16 protein-coding genes are annotated in these 21384 nt (G+C 57.5%); 7 read left to right on the forward strand and 9 right to left on the reverse strand.

Annotation, left to right across the window (positions count from 1 at the left end):
* Positions 1 to 7: 7 nt before the first annotated feature.
* The 3 genes from CLR77_RS14695 to CLR77_RS14705 form a co-directional block, all read right to left on the reverse strand.
* The gene (locus CLR77_RS14695) at positions 8 to 472 is read right to left on the reverse strand and encodes a copper chaperone PCu(A)C (RefSeq protein WP_097461411.1); all 465 of its coding nucleotides are present in this window, start codon (positions 470 to 472) and stop codon (positions 8 to 10) included.
* Positions 473 to 606: 134 nt separating this feature from the next.
* Complete coding sequence (locus CLR77_RS14700) at positions 607 to 1080, reverse strand: hypothetical protein (RefSeq protein ID WP_097461412.1); 474 nt, start codon at positions 1078 to 1080, stop codon at positions 607 to 609.
* Positions 1081 to 1107: 27 nt separating this feature from the next.
* On the reverse strand, positions 1108 to 1950 hold the full coding sequence (locus CLR77_RS14705; RefSeq protein ID WP_097461413.1) for a DUF2914 domain-containing protein: 843 nt from the start codon (positions 1948 to 1950) through the stop codon (positions 1108 to 1110).
* Between the two features lie 214 nt (positions 1951 to 2164).
* Between CLR77_RS14705 and CLR77_RS14710 the strand changes: the two genes are divergently transcribed.
* The 7 genes from CLR77_RS14710 to CLR77_RS14740 all read left to right on the forward strand — a co-directional run bounded on the left by CLR77_RS14710 (position 2165) and on the right by CLR77_RS14740 (position 11338).
* Positions 2165 to 2680: a shikimate kinase gene (locus tag CLR77_RS14710; protein WP_227519933.1), complete on the forward strand. Its 516-nt coding sequence runs from the start codon at positions 2165 to 2167 to the stop codon at positions 2678 to 2680.
* A 200-nt stretch (positions 2681 to 2880) separates the two neighbouring features.
* Entirely contained in the window at positions 2881 to 4347 is a 1467-nt protein-coding gene (locus CLR77_RS14715) for a sensor domain-containing diguanylate cyclase (protein ID WP_158227215.1), read from the forward strand.
* A gap of 185 nt (positions 4348 to 4532) precedes the next feature.
* A complete protein-coding gene (locus tag CLR77_RS14720) occupies positions 4533 to 5723 on the forward strand; it encodes a lysozyme family protein (RefSeq protein WP_198962779.1) in 1191 nt (396 codons plus the stop codon).
* Positions 5724 to 5900: 177 nt separating this feature from the next.
* Positions 5901 to 7823, forward strand: a complete 1923-nt coding sequence (locus CLR77_RS14725) for a potassium transporter Kup (protein WP_097461415.1) — start codon at positions 5901 to 5903, stop codon at positions 7821 to 7823.
* Between the two features lie 143 nt (positions 7824 to 7966).
* Positions 7967 to 8968, forward strand: coding sequence for an LOG family protein (locus CLR77_RS14730; RefSeq protein WP_097461416.1), 1002 nt, complete (start codon positions 7967 to 7969; stop codon positions 8966 to 8968).
* A gap of 67 nt (positions 8969 to 9035) precedes the next feature.
* The gene (locus tag CLR77_RS14735) at positions 9036 to 10433 is read left to right on the forward strand and encodes an MBL fold metallo-hydrolase RNA specificity domain-containing protein (protein WP_097461417.1); all 1398 of its coding nucleotides are present in this window, start codon (positions 9036 to 9038) and stop codon (positions 10431 to 10433) included.
* Positions 10434 to 10705: 272 nt separating this feature from the next.
* Positions 10706 to 11338 carry a MarC family protein gene (locus CLR77_RS14740; protein WP_198962780.1) on the forward strand — a complete coding sequence of 211 codons (633 nt, stop codon included), beginning with the start codon at positions 10706 to 10708 and terminating at the stop codon, positions 11336 to 11338.
* An 18-nt stretch (positions 11339 to 11356) separates the two neighbouring features.
* On the opposite strand, the gene glgP is transcribed toward CLR77_RS14740, so the two are convergent.
* From glgP to glgC, 6 genes are all read right to left on the reverse strand, one after another.
* Positions 11357 to 13861 (reverse strand): alpha-glucan family phosphorylase, encoded by a 2505-nt coding sequence (glgP, locus tag CLR77_RS14745; RefSeq protein ID WP_097461418.1) that lies wholly within the window; start codon positions 13859 to 13861, stop codon positions 11357 to 11359.
* 18 nt (positions 13862 to 13879) lie between these two features.
* Positions 13880 to 16282, reverse strand: a complete 2403-nt coding sequence (locus CLR77_RS14750) for a phosphoketolase family protein (RefSeq protein ID WP_097461419.1) — start codon at positions 16280 to 16282, stop codon at positions 13880 to 13882.
* Positions 16283 to 16377: 95 nt separating this feature from the next.
* Positions 16378 to 16719 (reverse strand): PilZ domain-containing protein, encoded by a 342-nt coding sequence (locus tag CLR77_RS14755; protein WP_097461420.1) that lies wholly within the window; start codon positions 16717 to 16719, stop codon positions 16378 to 16380.
* A 116-nt stretch (positions 16720 to 16835) separates the two neighbouring features.
* Complete coding sequence (gene malQ / locus CLR77_RS14760; RefSeq protein ID WP_227519934.1) at positions 16836 to 18359, reverse strand: 4-alpha-glucanotransferase; 1524 nt, start codon at positions 18357 to 18359, stop codon at positions 16836 to 16838.
* On the reverse strand, positions 18356 to 20092 hold the full coding sequence (locus CLR77_RS14765) for a glycoside hydrolase family 57 protein (RefSeq protein WP_097461421.1): 1737 nt from the start codon (positions 20090 to 20092) through the stop codon (positions 18356 to 18358). The genes malQ and CLR77_RS14765 overlap by 4 nt, the downstream gene beginning before the upstream one ends.
* Complete coding sequence (gene glgC, locus CLR77_RS14770; protein ID WP_097461422.1) at positions 20082 to 21350, reverse strand: glucose-1-phosphate adenylyltransferase; 1269 nt, start codon at positions 21348 to 21350, stop codon at positions 20082 to 20084. Before glgC ends, CLR77_RS14765 begins: the two co-directional genes overlap by 11 nt.
* Positions 21351 to 21384: the final 34 nt, after the last annotated feature.

Raw genomic sequence — 21384 nt, forward strand, 5'->3', positions numbered from 1 at the left:
GCAAACCCTACTCCGTGGCCGGGCCGCCAATACGGAAGGCCGCCGTCTTGGTCTTGCCATCGGCGAACTTGAGCGTGACTGGCGTTGTCTGGTCAACCTTCAGCGGCTCCAGCCGCCACATCATCAGATGATATCCGCCTGGCGCGAAGACCACCTTCTCGCCGGGCTTAACGGTGATCGCCTTGACCATCACCATCTTTTCCATCCCATTCACGGATTTGCTTTGGTGTAGCATGATGCGCCGAAACGCCGGGCCATAGGCGCCTACCAGCCGGACATCGCGATCTCCGGTATTGGTCAGGGTGAAATAACCCGCCAGCGGCAGGCCTCCGGCCAACAATCGCAGCCGCGCATTGTCGATTTTAACGGGAGCGATATCCGCATAAACCTGCGTGGACATCCAACACATCGCGAGGAACAGTCCGAGCGACACCAGTCCCTTGTTCAAATGGAACACCCTTGCCTTGGCCATAGCGTCTCTCCGAATGGATGCAAAGGAATAAAGCCACCACTAGAACAGAAGACTAGCATGCTCAGAGGCAAGTCATAAGCGACGGGCTTGTTCCAGGCAGGCCAAGGGTGCTTTTACGGGAAGCGGCGTGCGGATCAGGACGCCCAGAAGTGGAACCTCAGACCAGTAGCCCGGCCAGAAGGGTCCCTTATGACGACCTCAGCCAGCCACTGCATCCTGCCCGTCACGCAGGCCACGAGTTCCGCGGCACCGGTGTAGGCACCATCCGGCTGTTGCTCAAGCGTAATCCGGTTGTACCCCATGTACATATCCACACCCTGAAATTCGACAGTGACCTGCCTGGCATGAATCCCTTTGAGCTGAACCCGGACGGGAAAGGTCTGCAGCGATTTCAGTTCCGCCCCCGGCAGATCCACCTGAATCATGCGGGTCGCGTCTTCCCAATGGCAGCGACCGTTAAACGGCTCGCACGCGGCTGGCAGAAACCGAATAACGTCTTCCTGATGGCGGGAAAGCACATTGAAGCCCTGGATCAACGCAATCAACGCCAATATTGACGCTACCAGCGCAATATCTTTCCCTAACCGACGACCAACCCGCCTTCGCATCGGTTCATGCTCCCGGATTACCCGACATCATCGTACCTCGAACGCCGCATCGGCCAGGGACCGGCCCTGATCATCGACAACGACAACACGCCAACGACCGGTCATTCGCGCCGAGATGTATTTGCTCGATGAAGCGTTCATATCATCCCGATAGGGGCGTATCGCCACGCGAGCTACGCCTTTGCCGTCATGATACCAACGATGATAGACACGGCGCCCCTTTAACCCCTTTAACTCGGTATAGAAATATACCTTGATCAGTGAGCGCCCCCGCAAGTGGACAACCGAGGCCAGCCTGTCTGTCGGCAATTTATCTTTCAGGTGGCTCGTCAGTTGAGCCCGCGCAATTTGGGGGGAATGTATCCGTACTGGAGCCGGTACCGCCACAGGCGCTGCCTTGTCCACGTTCGCTGGGGCATTTGGGCTCGAACCAACATTGTCGGCTTTCAGTTCCGGTTTCGAAGGAACATCCGGGACAGGATTACTGCGTGGCGCCGGCGCTGGCTCAGCGTCAGAAGACGGTACCTGGCGGGGTATCACTTCGGCAGGCGTTGTAGGCAATTTGGACAACTCGCTGTCGCCAGTTTCCGCACCCCCTTGAACCTCAGGCGGTTTTGGCACCTCCAACGGAATGGCAACCGGCGGCGTCTGTGCGATGGGGAGGACAACCGAGGATCGGTTTTCGACTACAAACCAGAGTCCGAGGCCAACCAGCAATAACGCCACCCCCAACGCCAAAAAGATGCGCCCCCAGTGATAAACGACCACTTCCTTGGGTCCGGCACCAAGGGAACCCTCGCCTCGCCGGTGTGCCGGTTTACGGCCTCCCGCCGTGGAATCGCCGATTCTGATAATGATTTTTTCGGTCATGGTCCTAACCCGGGCATTATCAACATACAGGGGTCTTGCTCGCCCCCAGCAAGGCCCTGAAGAGGCTGGCGCATTCTATGCTGCAGGCTCCCAAAATACACGGCCGCCCGTCGGACATATTGGCCCCAGCGCACAGATCCGGTAAAACACCCATGATGAACCCCAACTAGCGGCACCTGCACGGATTACCGTGAAACGCAAAAAGGAGAACGTCGTGCCTCAGCAGCAACCCAATGACAACCTGATCCTGATCGGAATGCCCGGCGCCGGCAAGAGTACGATCGGCGTATTGTTGGCAAAACGTCTTGGGCTGGGTTTCGTCGACACGGATGTACTGATCCAGACGCGGGAAGGACGCACACTGCAGGATATTGTGAATAGCGACGGGCCGGCCGCATTGCGGCAGATCGAAGAGCAGGTTCTTGCCGACCTCAAGGTAACGCGCACAGTCATCGCCACTGGCGGCAGCGCGGTTTACAGCGCCAAAGCCATGTCGGCGCTCGCAGAGAGCGGAATTATCGTCAATCTGCACGTTCCCCTGCCGGTCCTTGAGCAGCGGATCAGCAATCACGACACTCGCGGACTGGTACGACAGCCTGGGCAATCGATAGCCGACCTTTACCAGGAGCGCGTGCCCCTTTATGCCCGCTATGCGGACATTAGCATTGAGGTGGACAACGAGCGTCCGGATCAGGTCGTCGAGCAAATAGTAGGAGCCATTAGTCGATGAAAGTTCCAGAATGAACGTTATCCTTGGGTCAACTTCTGCTCTTAATTGCTTCGAGATCAAAACCGCCACACCCCATCGCTTTAAACCTCCCCCGTGCTATTTGGCACGCGAGCACATCCTCGGAAATGGCGGAAAGTCCCCTCACTCACTAATATTTACGTATATCCCTCGCAGCGGTCACAAATAATGAGATGCTCAGTTTGAAGAAGAATGAGCCAGCTCCCTCTGTCAACCTGTGGTTACAGGAGTTACACAGTCTTATTGTTCACTATTTCGATGACGTGGAAGGCTTCGCAGCAGCCTGCATAGAATCAGGGTTACGTATGCTCCGTCTATCGACAGGCATTGTCAGTCGAATAAAAACTGATGCATATCACGTTGTCGAAGTGATCTCGCCCCTTGAGGGCCTTTCGCGGGGCAGTACATTTGAGTTGTCGAATACCTACTGCGCGGCGATTGTCGATGCAGGGCAAATGATCGCCTACCATGACGTTGGACAGTTACCGGAACTTGGCGATCACCCCGTCTACGTGAATATGGGACTCAGCGCCTATATTGGTGCGCCTATCCCGGTTGGAGGTTCTATCTACGGAACGCTGAACTTCAGCGACAAGAAACCCCGAGAACAGCCTTTCAGCGATGAAGAAAAGTATATTGTTGAATCGATGGCCGCATTGATAGGGCGTTTCATTGAGCGCCAAAAGAAGGACATCGCGCTAAAGGATGCTAAGCAGCTGGCAGAAAGCATCTTCCAAAACAGCATCGTGGGTAATGGCCTGGCCACGGCAGAAGGCACGATCATCGATGCCAACGACGCCCTAATCAGAACCCTCGAGTGCTCTAGGGAAGACATCATCGGGAAAACCGCCAGAGATTTCACTCACCCCGAAGACCAAAGCCTCACAGATGACGCTTATGCCCGACTTTTCGCTGGCGAAATTGATCACTTTTTCATCAACAAGCGCTATGTCAGCGGCCGGGGCCGGATCATCGAGGGTGAGATTGGTGTTTCACTGATCAAGGATCAGCAACAGAAACCCGCCTACCTGATTCTGCAGTTGATCGACCGCAGCAATGAACGTGCTGCCTACCGTGATCTTTTAGCGGCGAACGCCAGGCTCAACCAGCTGTCTCTACAAGATGGATTAACAGGCTTGCCAAATCGAAGAGCATTCGACGAGGAATTCGACAGGTCTCTCGCCGGTATCGCAGACACCAGTGGTGAAGTAACCCTCGTGCTGTTTGACATTGACCACTTCAAGAAGATTAACGATCTGCATGGCCATCAGTCAGGTGATGACGTACTGATCAAATTGGCAGGCCTTGTTAAGGGCAGTCTGCGCTCATTCGATATGGCAGCGAGGGTTGGAGGTGAGGAATTTGCACTTATCTTGCCCGATACACCATTACAGAAGGCAAGACTCGTCGTTGAGAGACTACGTACCCGGATCGCCAACGCACGTTGGTCCGAACAAAAAGTAACCTGCAGCTTCGGCATCGCCAGTTTCAGCCAAAGGCTTTTTACCCCCAATGCGCTCTATAGCGCTGCGGACCAAGCCTTATACGACGCCAAAGCGGCTGGACGAAACCGCGTTCATTGCTACGAACAGCCCACACCTGACACTGAAAATACCAGCACTGCTCCCCCAAAACCCGATATTGACTGATAAGCACTGGTTTCACTCATCATCTGGATATGACACCCCTCATTGATCTTCACCTCGCCGTCATAGACTGTTTCCCCGCCCACCGTGCATAGTAGACTCCTGTTAACGCGCCTGGGCCTTCTGATCCACGGTGCTCCCTCGGATACTCGTCGGCACCAGCGCCTGCGAAAGGATGTCACACCTTCATGGGCATGACGCTCAAAACCCGCATGCTATCCCTCTTACTGGCTGGCGTCCTTTGGCTACCGCTGTATGCCTGGTCGGAAGCGATACCGCCGCAGGCAACGCCTGCACCCAGCCCGACGGACGACCAGGCGGCCGATGGCTGGACCACCGTTATTCGGAACACCCCCTATTGGCAAAGTCAGGGAATCTACAAAAACCTTCGGGTTATCCGCGCCTGGGTATTGCTCGGTAACGGTTACTGCAGTCAGCCTGATCGGCAGATCCTTTTCGACCGGCGTGGCCGCTTTCTCGGTTACATCGTCAATCAAGCCACCCCCGCCGAAACCCAGCAGCGGCTCAACCAGCTTCGTAAACAACTTGTCGACGAGAACAGGATTAAAACCTGGATTCCCGGTACGCTCGACAAGGTCGGTTACCCCTTTGCACTGGCCTGCGAACAACCCCACGTGGATATCGGCGCCTCCATCGACCGAATGACCGGCAACGACAAAAGCGATTTGCTCTGGGGCAGTTGGGACGGTCTGACCATCGGCGCACCGGACGACGAAGTACCGCTTTACCAAGTCATCCAGCGCGTTTACCGCTACCGGGACGAAAACCTCGCCTACGCCTTCCCAGACAGTGTCCTTCACGATTTGCTCGGCCAGATAATGATCGAGAGCGGCGCTCGCAAACACGCCTTTTCCGCCGCCAATGCCAAGGGACTGATGCAATTACGCCCGGAAGTACTCAATGACTGCCAGATTCCCCAAGCCTTTCGCCTGCACCGTATGGCCCAGATCGACTGTGCGCTGAAGCTCGTCGATCAAAACCATCGCAATCTGGCGCCGGTGTTCGATAAGCGATTTGGCACATTACCCAAAGCCAAGCGGGAAGACCTCTACAGCCTCCTATTGGTGATGGCTTATAACGTCGGCGTAGGCCGTATGGAGGAATTGCTCGACGATCCGGAGCTGGGCAAGCCCGCACGCTATTTCGCCGCGCACCCGGATCATTTCAGTGCCAACGATATTGCCCTGGGCATGCTTTACCATAACCTCGGCCGCAAAGACATCGGCTTCGCTGCCCTTTTCTACATGATCGATGTGCGCATTGCGGCCCACGAACTCTGTCGCCAACTACCGGCGGCAGGCACACCCTGGTGTCCCGAAAACCGACAGGCAACGCCATCAAGCAGCAAAGTGCCATAATGACCTATCAGAGAGGGTAAACGGCGTTGCTCAACAGCCCAATTGACCGATAGAGCAGATGAATTCACGAAAACTCGAGCGTATACTTGGCCGCCAGCAAATCCGCCTGGACGCGGCACGGCGGCAGATGCCTGAAATTATCTCTATAAAGACGACCGCGAAAGGGCTCCTGTCAGCATGACCAGCGAATCAACCACGTTGGAAGCCGGTACTGGAAACACCCCTGAATACGGGCGTCTCGCCCGACTTACCCTGGCAGCGCTGGGAGTGGTGTACGGCGATATCGGGACCAGTCCCCTTTATGCCGTCCGCGAATGTTTCTTCGGCTCTATCCCTCTCGACGTCAACCCCGACAATGTCCTGGGCGTACTGTCCCTGATCTGTTGGGCGTTGATTCTCGTCATTTCGGTGAAATACCTCCTCGTCGTCATGCGTGCCGACAACAACGGCGAAGGCGGGATTCTGGCGCTTCTGGCGCTGCTCGATCCCTGGCGGGGCAAACGCTCTAAACGTTTGAAAGCCACACTGATCATTCTGGGGGTTTTCGGTGCCGCCCTGCTGCTCGGTGATGGCATGATTACCCCCGCAATATCGGTGCTTAGCGCCGTCGAAGGGCTCAAGGTTGCGGCCCCAGCCACAGCAGATATGGTGATACCTGGCACCATCGGGATACTGGTCCTGCTTTTCTGGTTTCAGAAACACGGAACCGGTACCATCGGCACCCTGTTCGGTCCGATCATGATCGTATGGTTCCTGATCCTGGCGGCCCTGGGCATCGTCAGCATCAGCGCGGACCCCGGCGTCCTGCTCGCGATCAACCCCTGGGAAGCGGTTCGCTTCTTTCAGGACCATCCGAGCGCGGGCTTCTTCGTGCTCGGCGGTGTGTTCCTCGCCGTCACCGGCGGCGAGGCGCTTTATGCCGATATGGGGCATTTCGGCGGAAAGCCGATTCGACTCGCCTGGTTTGGCCTGGTGCTACCCGCCCTGCTGCTGAATTATTTCGGACAGGGAGCCTTTATCCTCCAGCACCCTGACGATGTCGTCCATCCGTTTTATAACCTGGTACCCCATTGGGGCGTCTATCCCATGATCGGGCTGGCCACGGTGGTCACCGTTATCGCGTCCCAAGCGGTGATTTCCGGCACCTTTTCACTGGTCCGTCAGGCCATCCAGTTGCACCAGAGCCCGCCGCTCACCGTTATCCAAACCTCCTCGGAAGAAATTGGGCAGATTTATGTGCCGATTATGAATTGGTTGCTGCTGCTCGGCTCCGTATCCCTGGTCATCGGTTTTGGCTCATCCAGCAACTTGGCGGCCGCCTACGGGGTGGCCGTCAGTGCGACCATGGTCATTACCACGGTACTGGCCTATTTCGTCATGCGGGACAAATGGAAATGGCGGGCCTCTGTGGCCTATCTGGTCACTGGGCTATTCCTGATTGCCGATATCTCCTTCTTTTCGGCAAACTTGTTCAAGATTGCCGACGGCGGCTGGTTCCCCATCGCCGTCAGCAGTGCCGCCATGCTGATGATGACCACTTGGTATAGCGGCCGCCGCCTTTACCACATGAAAGCCATCGCGCGTTCCATCCCCATCGACCTGTTCATCAATAGCATTCAACGTGACGGCCCGCCGCGAATCTCCGGCACAGGGGTCTTTCTCACCAGCCCCGGCAATAACGTATCGGGTGGTTTACTCCATCACCTCAAGCTCAATAAGGTGTTGCACGAGAAGGTTATCCTGTTGACAGCCATCACGGAGGATATCCCCCGGGTGACGGCCGCAAACCGTCTGGAAATCGAGGAAATGCCCTGCGGCTTCTACCGCGTGTTCGTTCGTTATGGCTTTATGCAGAGCCCCAATATCCCGGTGGCCCTGAAATTCTGTGCCGATCAGGCCCTGATTCCGGACCTCGACCCGGAAACTGTCGCCTATTACGCCGATCGCGCGACGTTGGTCGCCACGACGGACAACAGTCGCATGTCCCTCTGGCGGAAGCGCCTGTACGGGTTCATGTCTCGCAACTCCCAGCGCGCCGTCGAGTATTACAAGCTGCCTCCAGGCAAATCGGTTGAACTGGGGATTCAGGTCGAATTCTAGAATTTCGTAAGTCCTTAATCCAAATCAAATACAGGCGGATACGAATCGGTTTAAATAAAGGGCAACGTAGAGGCGTCGATCGACGCCTCTTTGCAAGGATGCCGGCGCAGACCGGTACTGGATAGTTGCCTGGAGATGTCTTCATGTCGACCCGTTCGCCCGGCTCGGACAGCCCGCCCACGGAAGAGCGCAAGGCGCGCCACGAGCCGTCGCCGCCCCACCCGCATCACCGGCACGAGCCGCTACCCTGGCAAACCCCCAAATCGCTTGAAGAGGACCCGGACGCTCCGGCCCGCATCCAGAGCATCCTGCAAAGCAACACCTACCTGCAGGGCGATGAAGACGTCGCCTTCCTGAACCGTTACGACACTCGTGGCGTCCGTCTTCAGATCGACTACCTGAAACCCGAGCTTCTCCTGCGCGAACGCGGGATATCGCATACGATTGTGGTATTTGGTAGTACTCGTATCCCGGAGCCGCAGGCAGCCAGGCATAAGGTCGAGAGCTTGCGTCAGGCCCTTTCGGCCACACCTGACGATGTCAACTTGCACCGGCACCTGGCTGTCGCCGAACGCATTCTGGCTAAAAGTCGCTACTATGATGTCGCCCGCGACTTTGCCCGAATGGTATCCGAAAGCGATCACTGCAAGGGTGCACAACATGCCGTAGTCATGACTGGCGGCGGCCCCGGCATCATGGAAGCCGCCAATCGGGGAGCTTTTGACGCAGACGCCCAAACCATCGGCCTGAACATCACGTTGCCGCACGAGCAATACCCCAACCCTTACATCACTCCGGATCTGTGTTTCCGTTTTCATTATTTTGCGGTGCGCAAGCTGCACTTCCTGCTGCGCGCCAGGGCATTGGTCGCTTTTCCTGGCGGCTATGGTACGTTCGACGAGTTATTCGAAACCCTCACACTGGTACAAACACGCAAGATCAAACCCCTGCCCATTGTCCTGGTTGGGCGGGAATTTTGGGAACGCGCCGTCGATATCGATTTCCTGATCGAGGAAGGCGTTATCGATCCGGAAGACGGCGACCTGTTCTGGTACGCGGAAACAGCCGAAGACATCTGGAGCGGGATTCAACGCTGGTACGAGGCCTGCGGGGACCCGCTGTTTACCCCAGGTTCCACCCAGTAACCATACCCAGACGATACCCAATAACAACGGCGGCTCCGGCCGACGACTCGGTAATCAAGGAGTTACGATGAAAATTTCCTTTCATGGTGCGGATCGCGGCGTCACAGGATCTTGCCACCTTGTCGAATGTGGCGGCGTGCGCATCCTCATCGACTGCGGCATGTATCAGGGTGGCCGCGAACTCGATGAAGAAAACGCCGAACCCTTTGGTTTTGATCCCAAGGATATCGACTACCTGCTACTCACCCATGCTCACCTGGACCATTGCGGACGTATTCCGCTGCTGGCCAGCCGGGGGTTTCGGGGTGAGATCATCACCACATCAGCATCCCGCGAACTCGCGCGGCTGGTCATGCTCGACGCCGCTCACCTGCAGGAGGAAGAGGCCGATTGGCGTAAGCGTAAATCCGCCCGTCACGGCCATTCCCGCGCACACGACGGCGACGAACCGCTCTACACCGTGCTGGACGCGCTGAATAGCCTCGAGTACTTTGGCCGCACCGCAAGCTACAACAAAACGATCGAACTCAGCTCGGGAATTCGCGCCACCTTTCTCGATGCGGGACATATCCTGGGGTCGGCAAGTATCCTGTTAGAGCTGCGCGAAGGAGAAAAACAGCGGCGAGTCCTGTTTTCCGGCGATATCGGCAATGCGGGCCGCCCTATCCTCCGCGATCCGGTCGTACCTGGCGACATCGATGTCGTGGTGATGGAAACCACCTACGGCGACCGCTCGCACAAGGAAATGGCGCCGACGGTCGATGAGTTCTACAGCGCCATCCGCGACACCTTCCAGCGCGGCGGCAACGTCATCATTCCGACCTTTGCCCTCGAACGTGCCCAGGAGCTGCTGTACTACCTCCGGGAAGGCGTCGAAAACGGGCAATTGGCCGGTGCGACACAGGTCTTCCTGGATTCGCCGATGGCCATTTCCGCCACCCGTATCTTCCAGCACCATCCGGAGTGTTATGACGAAGAAGCCTGCGCCATGTTCCAGGAAGGAAAGGATCCCTTCCAACTGCCGGGCCTGCATTTCACTCAGGAAACCGCCCAATCGATGGCTCTCAACCGTATCGGCGGCGGTGCAATCATCATGGCGGGTTCCGGCATGTGTACCGGTGGACGCGTTCGACACCACCTCAAACACAACCTCTGGCGCAAGGATTCCAGTGTAATCTTCGTCGGGTTCGCCGCTCATCACACGCTGGCTCGTCGCATCATCGATGGCGCCAACGAGGTCCGGATTTTCGGCGAAACCATCCCTGTCCGCGCCAGCATCTATACCATCAACGGCTTCTCGGCGCATGCGGATCAAAAGGAGCTGCTGGCCTGGCACCGTCGCACCGGAAAGCCCGAGCGGACCATACTGGTCCATGGCGACGAGGAGGCCATGCAACACTTCGGTAGCCTGCTGAGTAATACGATCGTGGATATGCCCGAGCGAGGACGCGTTATAGAGCTCTAAGCGCTGGTGGAGTGCGATAATCACACAGGTGCCGCTGCAGAAAGCGGCACCTGTGTGATTGGGTGGATCGCGATCCAGTCTCAAGTTTTACGGGCATAGGACTAGACCTGTCTTCGGTGGCACAATGGGCACCATGGCATCGAACATCCCGCGCTTGCCATGACTGGCAACCCGCCAATCTCTACGAGTATGCCACCTATGATCCGGACGAACCGTCGCCAACCCCAGAAACAGCCGTCCGGCCCAAAAAAACGAGAAGGAACTACTCTGCCATGACCGGCTTGAGCGAGTATGTGCACATCCTCACCGCGCTGTTCGTTATCGTAAACCCTATCGGCGCCATCCCACTCTTCATCACCTTCACGCGAGAGCAGAGTCCATCGGAAAGATTGGTCACGGCCAAGCAGACAGCTATTGCCGTCGCCGTCGTCTTGGTGGTGACACTCTTCATCGGTGAGCCGTTACTGCATTTCTTTGGTATCGGGCTCCCCTCATTCCGGGTCGGCGGCGGGATATTGATACTGCTGATGGCGATTTCAATGCTGCACGCCCGCCAGGGCGGCGCCCGCAACACCCTGCAGGAAGTCGTGGAAGCCGAGGACAAGGAAAACGTTGCGGTGGTGCCCTTGGCCATCCCCATGCTGGCTGGGCCGGGTGCGATCAGCACGACCATCATCTACGCACATCGGGTGAACACCGTCTGGGGCTATGTCGTGCTTCTGGGCATCGTGCTGGTGGTGGCATTCGGCGTCATGGCGGCACTACGCCTGGCAGACCCGATTTCCAAGCGTCTGGGTCGGACCGGGATCAACATCGCAACACGCATTATGGGCTTGATCCTTGCCGCCATCTCCATCGAGTTCATTGCTGGTGGCCTGCTACAACTGTTTCCACACCTTGCCTGACCAGGGCTCACCCGTTCGTTAGCGGTACCAAAGGATCAGGGGCGTTTCCAAAGGGATATTGACCCCGGCATGCGCGGGCACCACTCGCGGTGTATAGACGTTTGCCGCCCTGACCGCCGGTATGAGGGCATGGTAGTTGTAAGCGTTGGTCGCGCCCGTCAGCGCTTCCCCCCGAGCCATGGATATGATCTCGACGCCATCGCCATCCGCGTAGAGTTGAACGTCTACCAGCTCAGGAGAGATGCCGTCCAGGTATACCTGGACATCGAAACGATGATGATCGTCCGTCGATTGTGTTGCGACATTGCCGAAATGCAGCCGGGGCCAATGATTCGCCAATGAGCGATGCCAATCATTGATCGCTTTCGCGGTATCGATGGAACGATCCTTTCCGGCCAGAGCCAGCGGCAGGTAATAGGACTGCACGTATTCCTGCAACATCCTGTTGCTGGAATAGCGCGGAGTCAGATGAGCCATGCTCTCACGCATCATCGCAATCCAATCCCGCGGCAAACCCTGCTCATCACGCCGGTAGAAACTCGGTACTACCGCATGCTCCAGAATCCGATACAGGGCCTCTGCATCGGCCAGATCGCCCGATGCCTCACTGAAGTGTTCGGTATCATCGCCAACCGCCCAACCCAGTTCGTTACTAAAGGCTTCAGCCCACCACCCATCGAGCACCGAGAGGTTGAGACCACCATTAACGAGAACCTTCATTCCGCTGGTACCACATGCCTCCCAGGGACGGCGCGGCGTATTGATCCAGACATCGACACCCTGTACCAGTTGCTCGGCAACGCCAAGATCGTAATCCTGAATAAAAACAACCTTTCCCTCAATATCGGGACGCTGCATAAAGTCATGCCACTCCCGCACCATAGCCTTGCCGTTGCCGTCGTGCGGGTGCGCCTTACCGGCGATGACCAATTGCACCGGATGATTGCGGTTCGTCAGCAGCCGTGCCAGCCTCTCTACATCCCGTAAAAGCAGATTCGTCCGTTTATAGTCCGTGAAACGGCGGGCAAACCCGAGCGTCAGGACATCCCGGTCCAACAGCAGGCCGCAATGTTTCCCCGACTCTTCACCGGACCCCAGGGCGCAATGCTGTCGAACCAGTCGCTTTCGCAGATACCCGACCAGGCGCCCACGCTGGGCCTGCCGCAAACGCCAGAAAACCTCATCGCTGACCGCGCGTAATGCCGGTTCGATCTCTTCCAGGCCGCCAAGCCAACGGGATTTCCCGCAGCTTTCAGTCCACAATATGTCCGCATCCGGAGAGTCCCAGGTCGGCATATGGACACCGTTGGTCACATGCCCCACTGGAACCTCTTCGCAGGGCCAACGGGGAAACAGAGGCTGGAAGATACCCTGACTCACTTCACCGTGTCGTCGGCTGACGCCGTTGATGGCACCGGCGCCGTGGGCGGCAAGATAGGCCATATTGAAAGGCTCCGAGGCGCCCTTCATGGCAGACCGGCCGAGATCCAGGAACTGCTCGAACGTCAGCCCCATCCCCACGGCATAAGGTTCGAGGTAAAGGCGCATCAGGTTCGGAGAAAAACAATCAAACCCGGCAGCGACCGGTGTATGCGTCGTAAACAGGTTGCTCGCCCGAGTAACACGCCAGGCAACCTCGAACGACTCCCCGGTTTTCCGCATAAAGTGGCGAATACGCTCCAGCATCGCGAAAGCCGCATGCCCCTCATTCAAGTGACAGACACCGCACTCGATACCCATGTTTTCCAGCAGGCGCCAACCGCCGATACCCAGTACGATTTCCTGCTGGAGGCGCATTTCTTCCCCGCCGCCATACAGTTCGCTGGTAATGCCCCGATCGCCAGGATCGTTACGCGGATCGTTGCTATCGAGCAGCAGCAGTGAACGGCGCCCCACTTGAGCCAGCCAGGTACGTAATCGGAGTTCTCGCCCAGGCAGTGACAGGGTCACACTGGTCCACTGCCCCTCGGCATCCCGAAGAGGGATTACCGGTAACATCGTCGGATCGTTATAGGGGTAGAATTCGATCTGATTGCCATGGGCATCCACGGACTGCCGGAAATAGCCTTGCTGATAAAGCAAACCCACCCCAATAACCGGCACACCAAGATCACTGGCAGTTTTAAGGAAGTCCCCAGCCAACACGCCCAGTCCACCCGAGTAGATAGGCAATGATTCGGTCAACCCGAATTCCATGCTGAAATAGGCGATCTGCCCCGGGAAACGCCCATCCCATTCGCGTGAAAACCAGGTCTCATCGGCCACATAGGCCTCACGGGCCGCCAATTGATCCTGCAACTGGCCAATGAAGGCATCATCGGCTGCCAGCTCATTCAGGCGCTGGTTGGATATCGTCGCAATGATGAGCCAGGGGTTGGCTGTCGAATCCCAGAGATCCGGGTCCATCATGCGCCAGAGTCGGTCGCTGGCATGGTGCCAGCTCCATCGCAAATCCAATGCCAGGGTTACAAGCCCGTTCAAGGGCACTGGCATCTGCCGGGGCAGATAGGGACTCATTGGCATACGAAAAACTCCGCGGCGTCAGTTGCCAGACATTGGTGATTGCCAACGCCAGCGACGGATTTCGGGCATATCCTCTCCGTGCAAAGCGATGTAGCGTTTGTGTTCTGACAGCTTGTCCCGCATCCGTTGACGGAGATAGGCCGCACGTGACCCAAGTTGAGGGACACGGTCAATAACGTCCATCACCAGATGAAAACGGTCCAGGTCGTTCAGCACTGTCATATCGAACGGCGTGGTGGTGGTGCCTTCCTCCTTGTAGCCCCGCACATGCAGATTACCGTGATTGGTTCTCCTATAGGTCAGGCGATGGATCAGCCAGGGATAACCGTGGAAGGCAAAAATCACGGGGCGATCCTGTGTGAACAAGACATCGAAATGGGTATCCGACAAGCCATCCGGATGCTCCTCACGAGGCTGTAATGCCATGAGATTGACAACGTTAATGACGCGAATACGCAGGTCAGGCTCGCTTTCCCGGAGGATTTGCACCGCAGCCAGCGTCTCCAGTGTGGGAACATCGCCGGCACAGGCCATCACCACATCCGGATCGCCGCCTTCGTCGGTGCTGGCCCAGGGCCAGATCCCCAGCCCGGCATCGCAATGGCTCGCAGCCTGCTCCGCATCCATCCACTGTAGGGAGGGTTGCTTGCCGGCCACGATCACATTTACCCGGTCACGGCTGCGCAGGCAACGTTCTGCGATATACAGCAGGCTATTGCTGTCCGGCGGCAGATAGACCCGAACGATATCCGCCTTCTTGTTGACGACATGGTCGATGAACCCAGGGTCCTGGTGCGAAAAGCCGTTGTGGTCCTGGCGCCAGACATGGGACGTCAACAGGATATTCAGTGAGGCTATCGGTCGCCGCCAACCAATCTTGCGACTGACTTTCAGCCACTTCGCGTGCTGGTTGAACATCGAGTCGACGATATGAATAAACGCTTCGTAGCAAGAGAAAAAACCATGGCGGCCAGTTAACAGATACCCTTCCAACCACCCCTGGCAGGTGTGCTCCGAGAGGATTTCCATCACCCGTCCATCCGGTGCCAAGTGATCGTCCTCAGGTAATATCGCGGCGTCCCAGGCGCGATCCGTGGCTTCGAGCACCGCTCCCAAGCGATTGGAGACCGTCTCATCCGGCCCCATCAGGCGGAAATTACGAGTGTTGGCGCTCAGTCGCATCAGTTCGCGCAGGTACTGCCCGAGCATGCGGGTGGCTTCACCAATCACTTGACCCGGTTTTGGTACATCCAAGGCAAAGTCGGCCAACGGCGGAAGCTTCAGGTCCCGCAGCAACAAGCCACCATTAGCGTGGGGATTGGCGCCGAGGCGGCGAGTTCCCTTTGGAGCCAGTGCCGCCAGTTCCGGCAGCAGACATCCTTCACTGTCAAACAACGCTTCCGGCTGGTAACTCCGCAGCCACTGCTCAAGGACTTTGACGTGTTCGGGATTTTCCGCCAACTGAGCGATGGGAACCTGATGGGCCCGCCAATACCCTTCCAGTTTCAGGCCGTCGAGTGTCGCAGGACAGGTCCACCCCTTGGGCGTCCGCAACACGATCATGGGCCACATGGGGCGCGTTTTGGCACCCTCCGTCCTAGCCTGGGACTGGATATGCCGGATCTCCGCCACAGCGCTTTCCAGCGCCGCGGCCATGGCCTGATGGACAACGCCGGGTTCGCTCCCCTCCACAAACAGTGGCCGATAGCCATAGCCGGACATCAGGTCCTTGAGCTCCTGATGGCTTATCCTGGCCAGTACGGTGGGGTTGGCGATTTTGTAGCCGTTAAGATGCAGGATAGGCAGCACGGCACCATCGAGAATCGGGTTAAGGAACTTGTTGCTGTGCCAGGCGGTCGCCAACGGACCGGTTTCCGCCTCGCCGTCACCAATGACGCAGGTCGCAATCAGCTCCGGGTTGTCGAACACCGCACCAAAGGCATGGCTAAGGGAATACCCCAGCTCACCGCCTTCGTGGATCGACCCCGGCGTTTCAGGTGCCGTGTGGCTCGGGATGCCCCCAGGAAAGGAAAATTGTCGGAACAGCTTTCGTAAACCGTCCCTGTCGGGAGTGATATCCGGATAAAGTTCGGAGTAAGTGCCTTCGAGATAGGTGTTGGCGACGATACCCGGAGCCCCATGACCCGGCCCTGTCACCAGGATCATATCAAGATCCTGGTGACGGATAATCCTGTTCAGGTGTGCATAAATCAGGTTGAGCCCCGGCGTCGTACCCCAGTGCCCCAGCAAGCGGGGTTTGATGTGCGACAGCGTCAGCGGTTCCTGTAACAGCGGATTGTCCAGCAGGTAGATCTGTCCCACCGACAGGTAATTGGCCGCACGCCAATAGGCATCGATTTCAACCAACTCTGTCTCGCCGAGCGGCCCATTGGCAACACCATCTTCCTCTACCCTGACCATCGCGGATCCTTGCTGAAATTGTTCCCTTAGTACGCGTGGTCAGCCACGTTTCAGCCGAACCCCATCACGCTCCGGACACTGTTTCCCAAAGGAAATCAAGCAACTGAGTAATGCGACTGTTGCTCACTTAATGCATCCATCAGTGCGCAAAGTGCGTCATAACCATCGTCACTGGTCTCTTCAAGCTCCAGTCCGAAACCACGACCGGTGGTGCGGGCCACAACAGCCTTTACGCGCATCCGTTTGGGTCGCTGGTACCCTTTTAGGTGGAATTCCACTTCCAGTATCTGGTGTGCCTTGATGTCTTCATAGTCGGTTTCGATGAAGAGCCCACCGCGACTGACGTCCCGGATAGTACCGGTAGCCACGGGAATACCGCGTTTGAAAACGAGGGATTTAAGGCCGGCTTCGAGGCGTTTGCTGTACCGGTGTTCCATGTCGTTTCCTCCTGTGCTTGCTTGTCATCAGCCCTACCTTTTTATGCCTTGTCTGATCCAGCAGCCATGATTTGAATCAAGGGTCGGGTCAGCATTACAGGAAATTCACGGGATTCTCAGAGCCGAAGCGGTTCCTCGCCCTTGCGGTCATATTGGAAAATCAGATGACGGAGCCTTTCGGACAGGTCTGGAGGCACCTGATCCCAATGGAACTGCCAGCTCCAGTTGCCCGAAGCGGTGCCGGGAATATTCATGCGGTGTGCCGAATCCAGTGCCAGCAAATCCTGCATCGGAACAATCGCCAACCTGGACACTGACATCATGGCGGCACGAATCAGCGGCCAGGGCATGGTCTCAGCCGGATACCCCAAATAGTCTTCGAGACGACGCCTGACCTCTTCCGGGAGACCGTTATACCAACCGACTGTCGTGTCGTTGTCATGCGTTCCGGTGTAAACGACGGAGTCAGGGGTATGAGCGTGTTGAAGATACGGATTATGAGGATTACCGTCGAAGGCAAACTGAAGGATACGCATCCCTGGGAGCGCGAACGCTTCACGAAGGGCCTCCACTTCTGGCGTTATGACCCCCAGGTTTTCCGCGACAAACGGCAACGACGGATGCAGATGCGGATAATGCCGGGCCAGGGCCCCAAGCAGCGCTTCGCCGGGAACCTGAATCCAATGGCCAGCCGACGCATGTTCCGCTTCAGCCGGGATTTCCCAACAGGCCTCGAAGCCCCGAAAATGGTCGATACGGATCAGGTCGAAGTGGGCCAAGGCCGAATCCACTCGCTGCAACCACCAACGAAAGCCGTCAGACGCCATGGCATCCCAGTCGTAGAGGGGATTCCCCCAGCGCTGACCATCTTCGGAGAAATAGTCTGGGGGGACACCTGCAACCACCGAAGGCCGGCCCTCTTCGTCCAGCCGGAACAGACGCTGGTTCGCCCAAACATCCGCACTGTCCGGAGATACGAAAATGGGCATATCGCCAAACAGGTAGACGCCTTGTGAGCGAGCGAAATCGCGTAACTCACGCCATTGGCATTCAAAGACGAACTGTTCGAAATACAGCACGTTCAGCCGATCTGTTTCTTCCTGCTCGAAGCGATCCCGCCAGGCAGGCGTCGGCCGACGCGCCTCGAGCGGCCATTCGTACCAGGGTTGCCTGCCAAAATGCTCGCGTAGGACGCGAAAGCAGGCATAGTCTTTAAGCCAGAACGACTGCGATCGGCAAAAACGCTCATAGTCCTCCCGTGCTGTCGTATCACCACCGGTCAGGAAGCAATTCGTCGCTTCAGCCCATAGTTCGGCCCTTTCAGCCTGACCCTGCCAGCGTGCCAGCGATGCGTCGTCTATCAGCTGCCGAAGAGCCAGCCAGAGAGGGTCGATAAGGTCTGGATTGCCGGCATGGGCGGAGAGAGACTGATAGGGTGACAAGTCCGCCTGGGTCGGGCCGGTAGGCAACATCTGCCAAACCGTAAAACCGCTGTTCGCCAGAAAGCTGACAAAATGGAAGGCCTCCTCGCCCAGGCAGCCCATTGCACCATGGCGAGAGGGCAATGAGGTGGGATGCAGCAAAACGCCTGCCCTGCGACGATCCATCATGACCGCAACAGACCCCACCGTATCGTTCATGGGCCCCCGCCTCCGTCCGATTGTCCGTGGCGCATGGTGCCCCCTCTCGCTGGAGTGCCCCGGCCCTGACTAATGACATGGGTCAGGCTCTCCGGCGCTGGACGTCCGATCAATTCATAGAGTCGCGTCAGGTGACGCCGATAAAGACGCTCGAAGTCGCTAACAGCATCTGCCGCGTTGTAGTCCCCAAACCACCAGAACCAGTCAGAACCTTCACAAACCGCCAGTTGACGGGTTGCTGCTTCAACAACCTCGGGAGCCAGCGTGCCAGAGGCCAATACCTCGTCATACGCCTTTTTCGCCTCGATTAACAGATCCCAACCGCGGTTCTTGTCCGCACTGCCGATCCAGGTTGAAAAGGTGCCGTAAACCCAGCTTCCGGCGACCAGGCGGGGATACGCAACGGGCTCGATATCGCCATCCGCCAGAATGTCGCTGTAGGTGCTCAGCGTCAGTTTGGGATGGCGGACCAGGGCTTCATAAAGGTGCGACAGGAAGTAGTACCCGTTTTCCGGATAATGCTCCCAGGCATTTTCGCCGTCCATGATAATCGACACGACCCGATGCCCGGGATCCGTGCAATTCGCCGCTATCTGCTCGAGGTGCCGGACGAGATCGGCAACGGCATCTTCGGCATGCCAGTCGGCATACGTAAAACCGATCAGGTCGGACAGTCCGTCGTCGCGGAAGAAACAGCGAACCGTCGCATCGTCAAAACGATAGGCGCGAAAATGATTGACGGCATTCGCGGCCCCCTCCTGCCCTTTGGCGGCGGCATTCATGCTGTTGCGCAACACGGATTCGCCGCTGGCGGTCCAGGCCACATGATGTTGGTCGAGCAGCCTCAGGGATGCCTGGCTTACTCCTCCTTCGGATAACCAGCATCCCCGGGGATGGATACCGAAGAAACGTTCGAAGCTCCGCGCACCTTCCCGCATATGCCAATGGGCTCGCTCCTCGCCACCGGGATAGCCGCCCCCCGCCGGCAAACTAGCGCCGGGAATCGCTTCCTGGGCTGCATGCACATCCAGCAACAGGGGAATGATCGGGTGGGAATGCGGAGAAAACGACAGCTCTACCCTCCCCGAGTCGGCCAATCGCCGATAACGTGGCGCAATGGACTTCAACAACTCATCGATCAGGCGCAGTAATGTCAGCCGGTCATCCCGATCGAAATCACGCCCTTTACTCTGAAGACGCTTGATACGGTCATCGTCGCGACGCACGGTTTCCGCCATCCACCCCAGGTGATACCACACCGACAGGTCGATCAGGAACTGCGGCGCCAGATAAATCAGGGCACCGTCGTTTTTCAGTAACCAGTGAGCGTAATCCGCCAACTGGGCGTATTCGGGGAACCGCTTGATAATGCGATCGTTATTGGCCCTCAGGCACTGGCTCATCAACTGCCGGAAGTCGTCACTATTCGCCTCGGGCCATTGATCGTTTGCCAGCAGGTTCAGAACAGGGTCATTGATCGGCACGCCTTGCTTCAGGCAGATATCGATCTGCCGGACATAGTCCTCGATCTGCTCCAGCAGGATGGGCGCAAAATTGACCACGGCACGCGCCTGTGGATGGGCTTCCAGATGCGCCACCATATCCACGTAATCCTTGATACCGTGGAGATAGGTCCACGGGAACTGATAGGTTCCCGTGCCTGGATCCCGGTACTCCGGTTGATGCATGTGCCAACACAACACGACACGCAGCGGTTTGGCGCTAGCTGACATGAGGATAATCCTGTCCGAGCATTTCCGGCGTCACCAGCACGACGCCCTTTTCCGATACGTGAAAGCGGGCACGATCCTCCTCGGGATTAATACCGATTCGGGTACCGGGCGGAATGATGCAGCCCCGGTCTATGAGCGCCTTACGAATGGTGCAGTTGCGGCCCACCTCGACATCGGGATGAATCACCGAATCCTGGATGTCGCTGTAGGAGTGGATCCGCACACGCGAGAACAGCATGGAGCGGGTCAATTGGGCGCCGGAAACGATACAGCCGCCCGCCACCATGGAATTGACGGCCGCGCCGCGCCGATTGGGATCGTCAAAGACGAACTTTGCCGGAGGGACCTGCTCCTGGTAGGTCCAGATTGGCCACTCCTTGTCATAGAGATTGAGCACCGGACTGACACCGATCAGTTCCAGGTTGGCCTCCCACAGGGAGTCCACCGTCCCGACATCCCGCCAGTAGGCCTGTCCGTCCGTTACCGGGTTGCGGAACGGGAAACCGATGATCCGGCGCCGACTCAGCATACCGGGGATGATGTCCTTACCAAAATCATGGCTGGACGAGGTTTCAGCCTGATCCCGGAGTAATTCTTCGAACAGCACCTCGGTGCGAAACACATAGATCCCCATGGATGCCAAGGCATGTCCCGGTTTGCCCGGCATGGGACTCGGGTCCGAGGGCTTTTCCTCGAATTTAACGATGCGCCGGTCTTCGTTCATCGTCATTACCCCGAACGCCGAGGCATCTTCTATCGGCACCTCGATACAGCCCACAGTAATGTCGGCATCCTGTTCCACATGCTCGGCCAGCATGGTGCCGTAATCCATCTTGTACACATGATCGCCGGCCAGGATCAGCACGTAGGTCGGGTTGTGGCTGCGTATGATGTCCAGATTCTGGAGTACCGCGTCTGCCGTGCCCGCGTACCAGGAAGTTTCAATACGCTGCTGCGCCGGCAGCAACTCGACGAATTCACCCGACTCACCTCGCAGGAACCCCCACCCCAACTGGATATGTCGGATCAATGAGTGAGCCTTGTATTGGGTGACGACGCCAACCCGGCGAATGCCGGAATTGAGACAGTTGGACAAGGGAAAATCGATGATGCGGAACTTGCCGCCGAAAGGTACTGCAGGTTTGGCTCGCCATGCGGTGAGCTGTTTTAAACGGGTTCCACGTCCGCCCGCCAGCACCAAAGCCAGGGTTTCACGCGTCAACCGGCTAACAAAACGGCCGGAGTTTTGGGGTAACATCAGCAAATGCCCTCCTGGTTACAGCTTGATGTCC

It is taken from the genome of Mangrovitalea sediminis, from assembly GCF_002514725.1.
Taxonomy (GTDB): domain Bacteria; phylum Pseudomonadota; class Gammaproteobacteria; order Pseudomonadales; family Oleiphilaceae; genus Mangrovitalea; species Mangrovitalea sediminis.

Excerpts from the sequence above, each read along its gene's own strand:
- CLR77_RS14730 (WP_097461416.1), top strand. The coding sequence starts at position 7,967 with ATGTCGACCCGTTCGCCCGGCTCGGACAGCCCGCCCACGGAAGAGCGC.
- CLR77_RS14755 (WP_097461420.1), bottom strand. The coding sequence starts at position 16,719 with ATGGAACACCGGTACAGCAAACGCCTCGAAGCCGGCCTTAAATCCCTC.
- CLR77_RS14720 (WP_198962779.1), top strand. The coding sequence starts at position 4,533 with ATGGGCATGACGCTCAAAACCCGCATGCTATCCCTCTTACTGGCTGGC.
- CLR77_RS14740 (WP_198962780.1), top strand. The coding sequence starts at position 10,706 with ATGACCGGCTTGAGCGAGTATGTGCACATCCTCACCGCGCTGTTCGTT.
- CLR77_RS14695 (WP_097461411.1), bottom strand. The coding sequence starts at position 472 with ATGGCCAAGGCAAGGGTGTTCCATTTGAACAAGGGACTGGTGTCGCTC.
- malQ (WP_227519934.1), bottom strand. The coding sequence starts at position 18,359 with ATGAACGATACGGTGGGGTCTGTTGCGGTCATGATGGATCGTCGCAGG.
- CLR77_RS14725 (WP_097461415.1), top strand. The coding sequence starts at position 5,901 with ATGACCAGCGAATCAACCACGTTGGAAGCCGGTACTGGAAACACCCCT.
- glgP (WP_097461418.1), bottom strand. The coding sequence starts at position 13,861 with ATGCCAATGAGTCCCTATCTGCCCCGGCAGATGCCAGTGCCCTTGAAC.
- CLR77_RS14735 (WP_097461417.1), top strand. The coding sequence starts at position 9,036 with ATGAAAATTTCCTTTCATGGTGCGGATCGCGGCGTCACAGGATCTTGC.
- CLR77_RS14705 (WP_097461413.1), bottom strand. The coding sequence starts at position 1,950 with ATGACCGAAAAAATCATTATCAGAATCGGCGATTCCACGGCGGGAGGC.
- CLR77_RS14750 (WP_097461419.1), bottom strand. The coding sequence starts at position 16,282 with ATGGTCAGGGTAGAGGAAGATGGTGTTGCCAATGGGCCGCTCGGCGAG.
- glgC (WP_097461422.1), bottom strand. The coding sequence starts at position 21,350 with ATGTTACCCCAAAACTCCGGCCGTTTTGTTAGCCGGTTGACGCGTGAA.
- CLR77_RS14765 (WP_097461421.1), bottom strand. The coding sequence starts at position 20,092 with ATGTCAGCTAGCGCCAAACCGCTGCGTGTCGTGTTGTGTTGGCACATG.
- CLR77_RS14700 (WP_097461412.1), bottom strand. The coding sequence starts at position 1,080 with ATGCGAAGGCGGGTTGGTCGTCGGTTAGGGAAAGATATTGCGCTGGTA.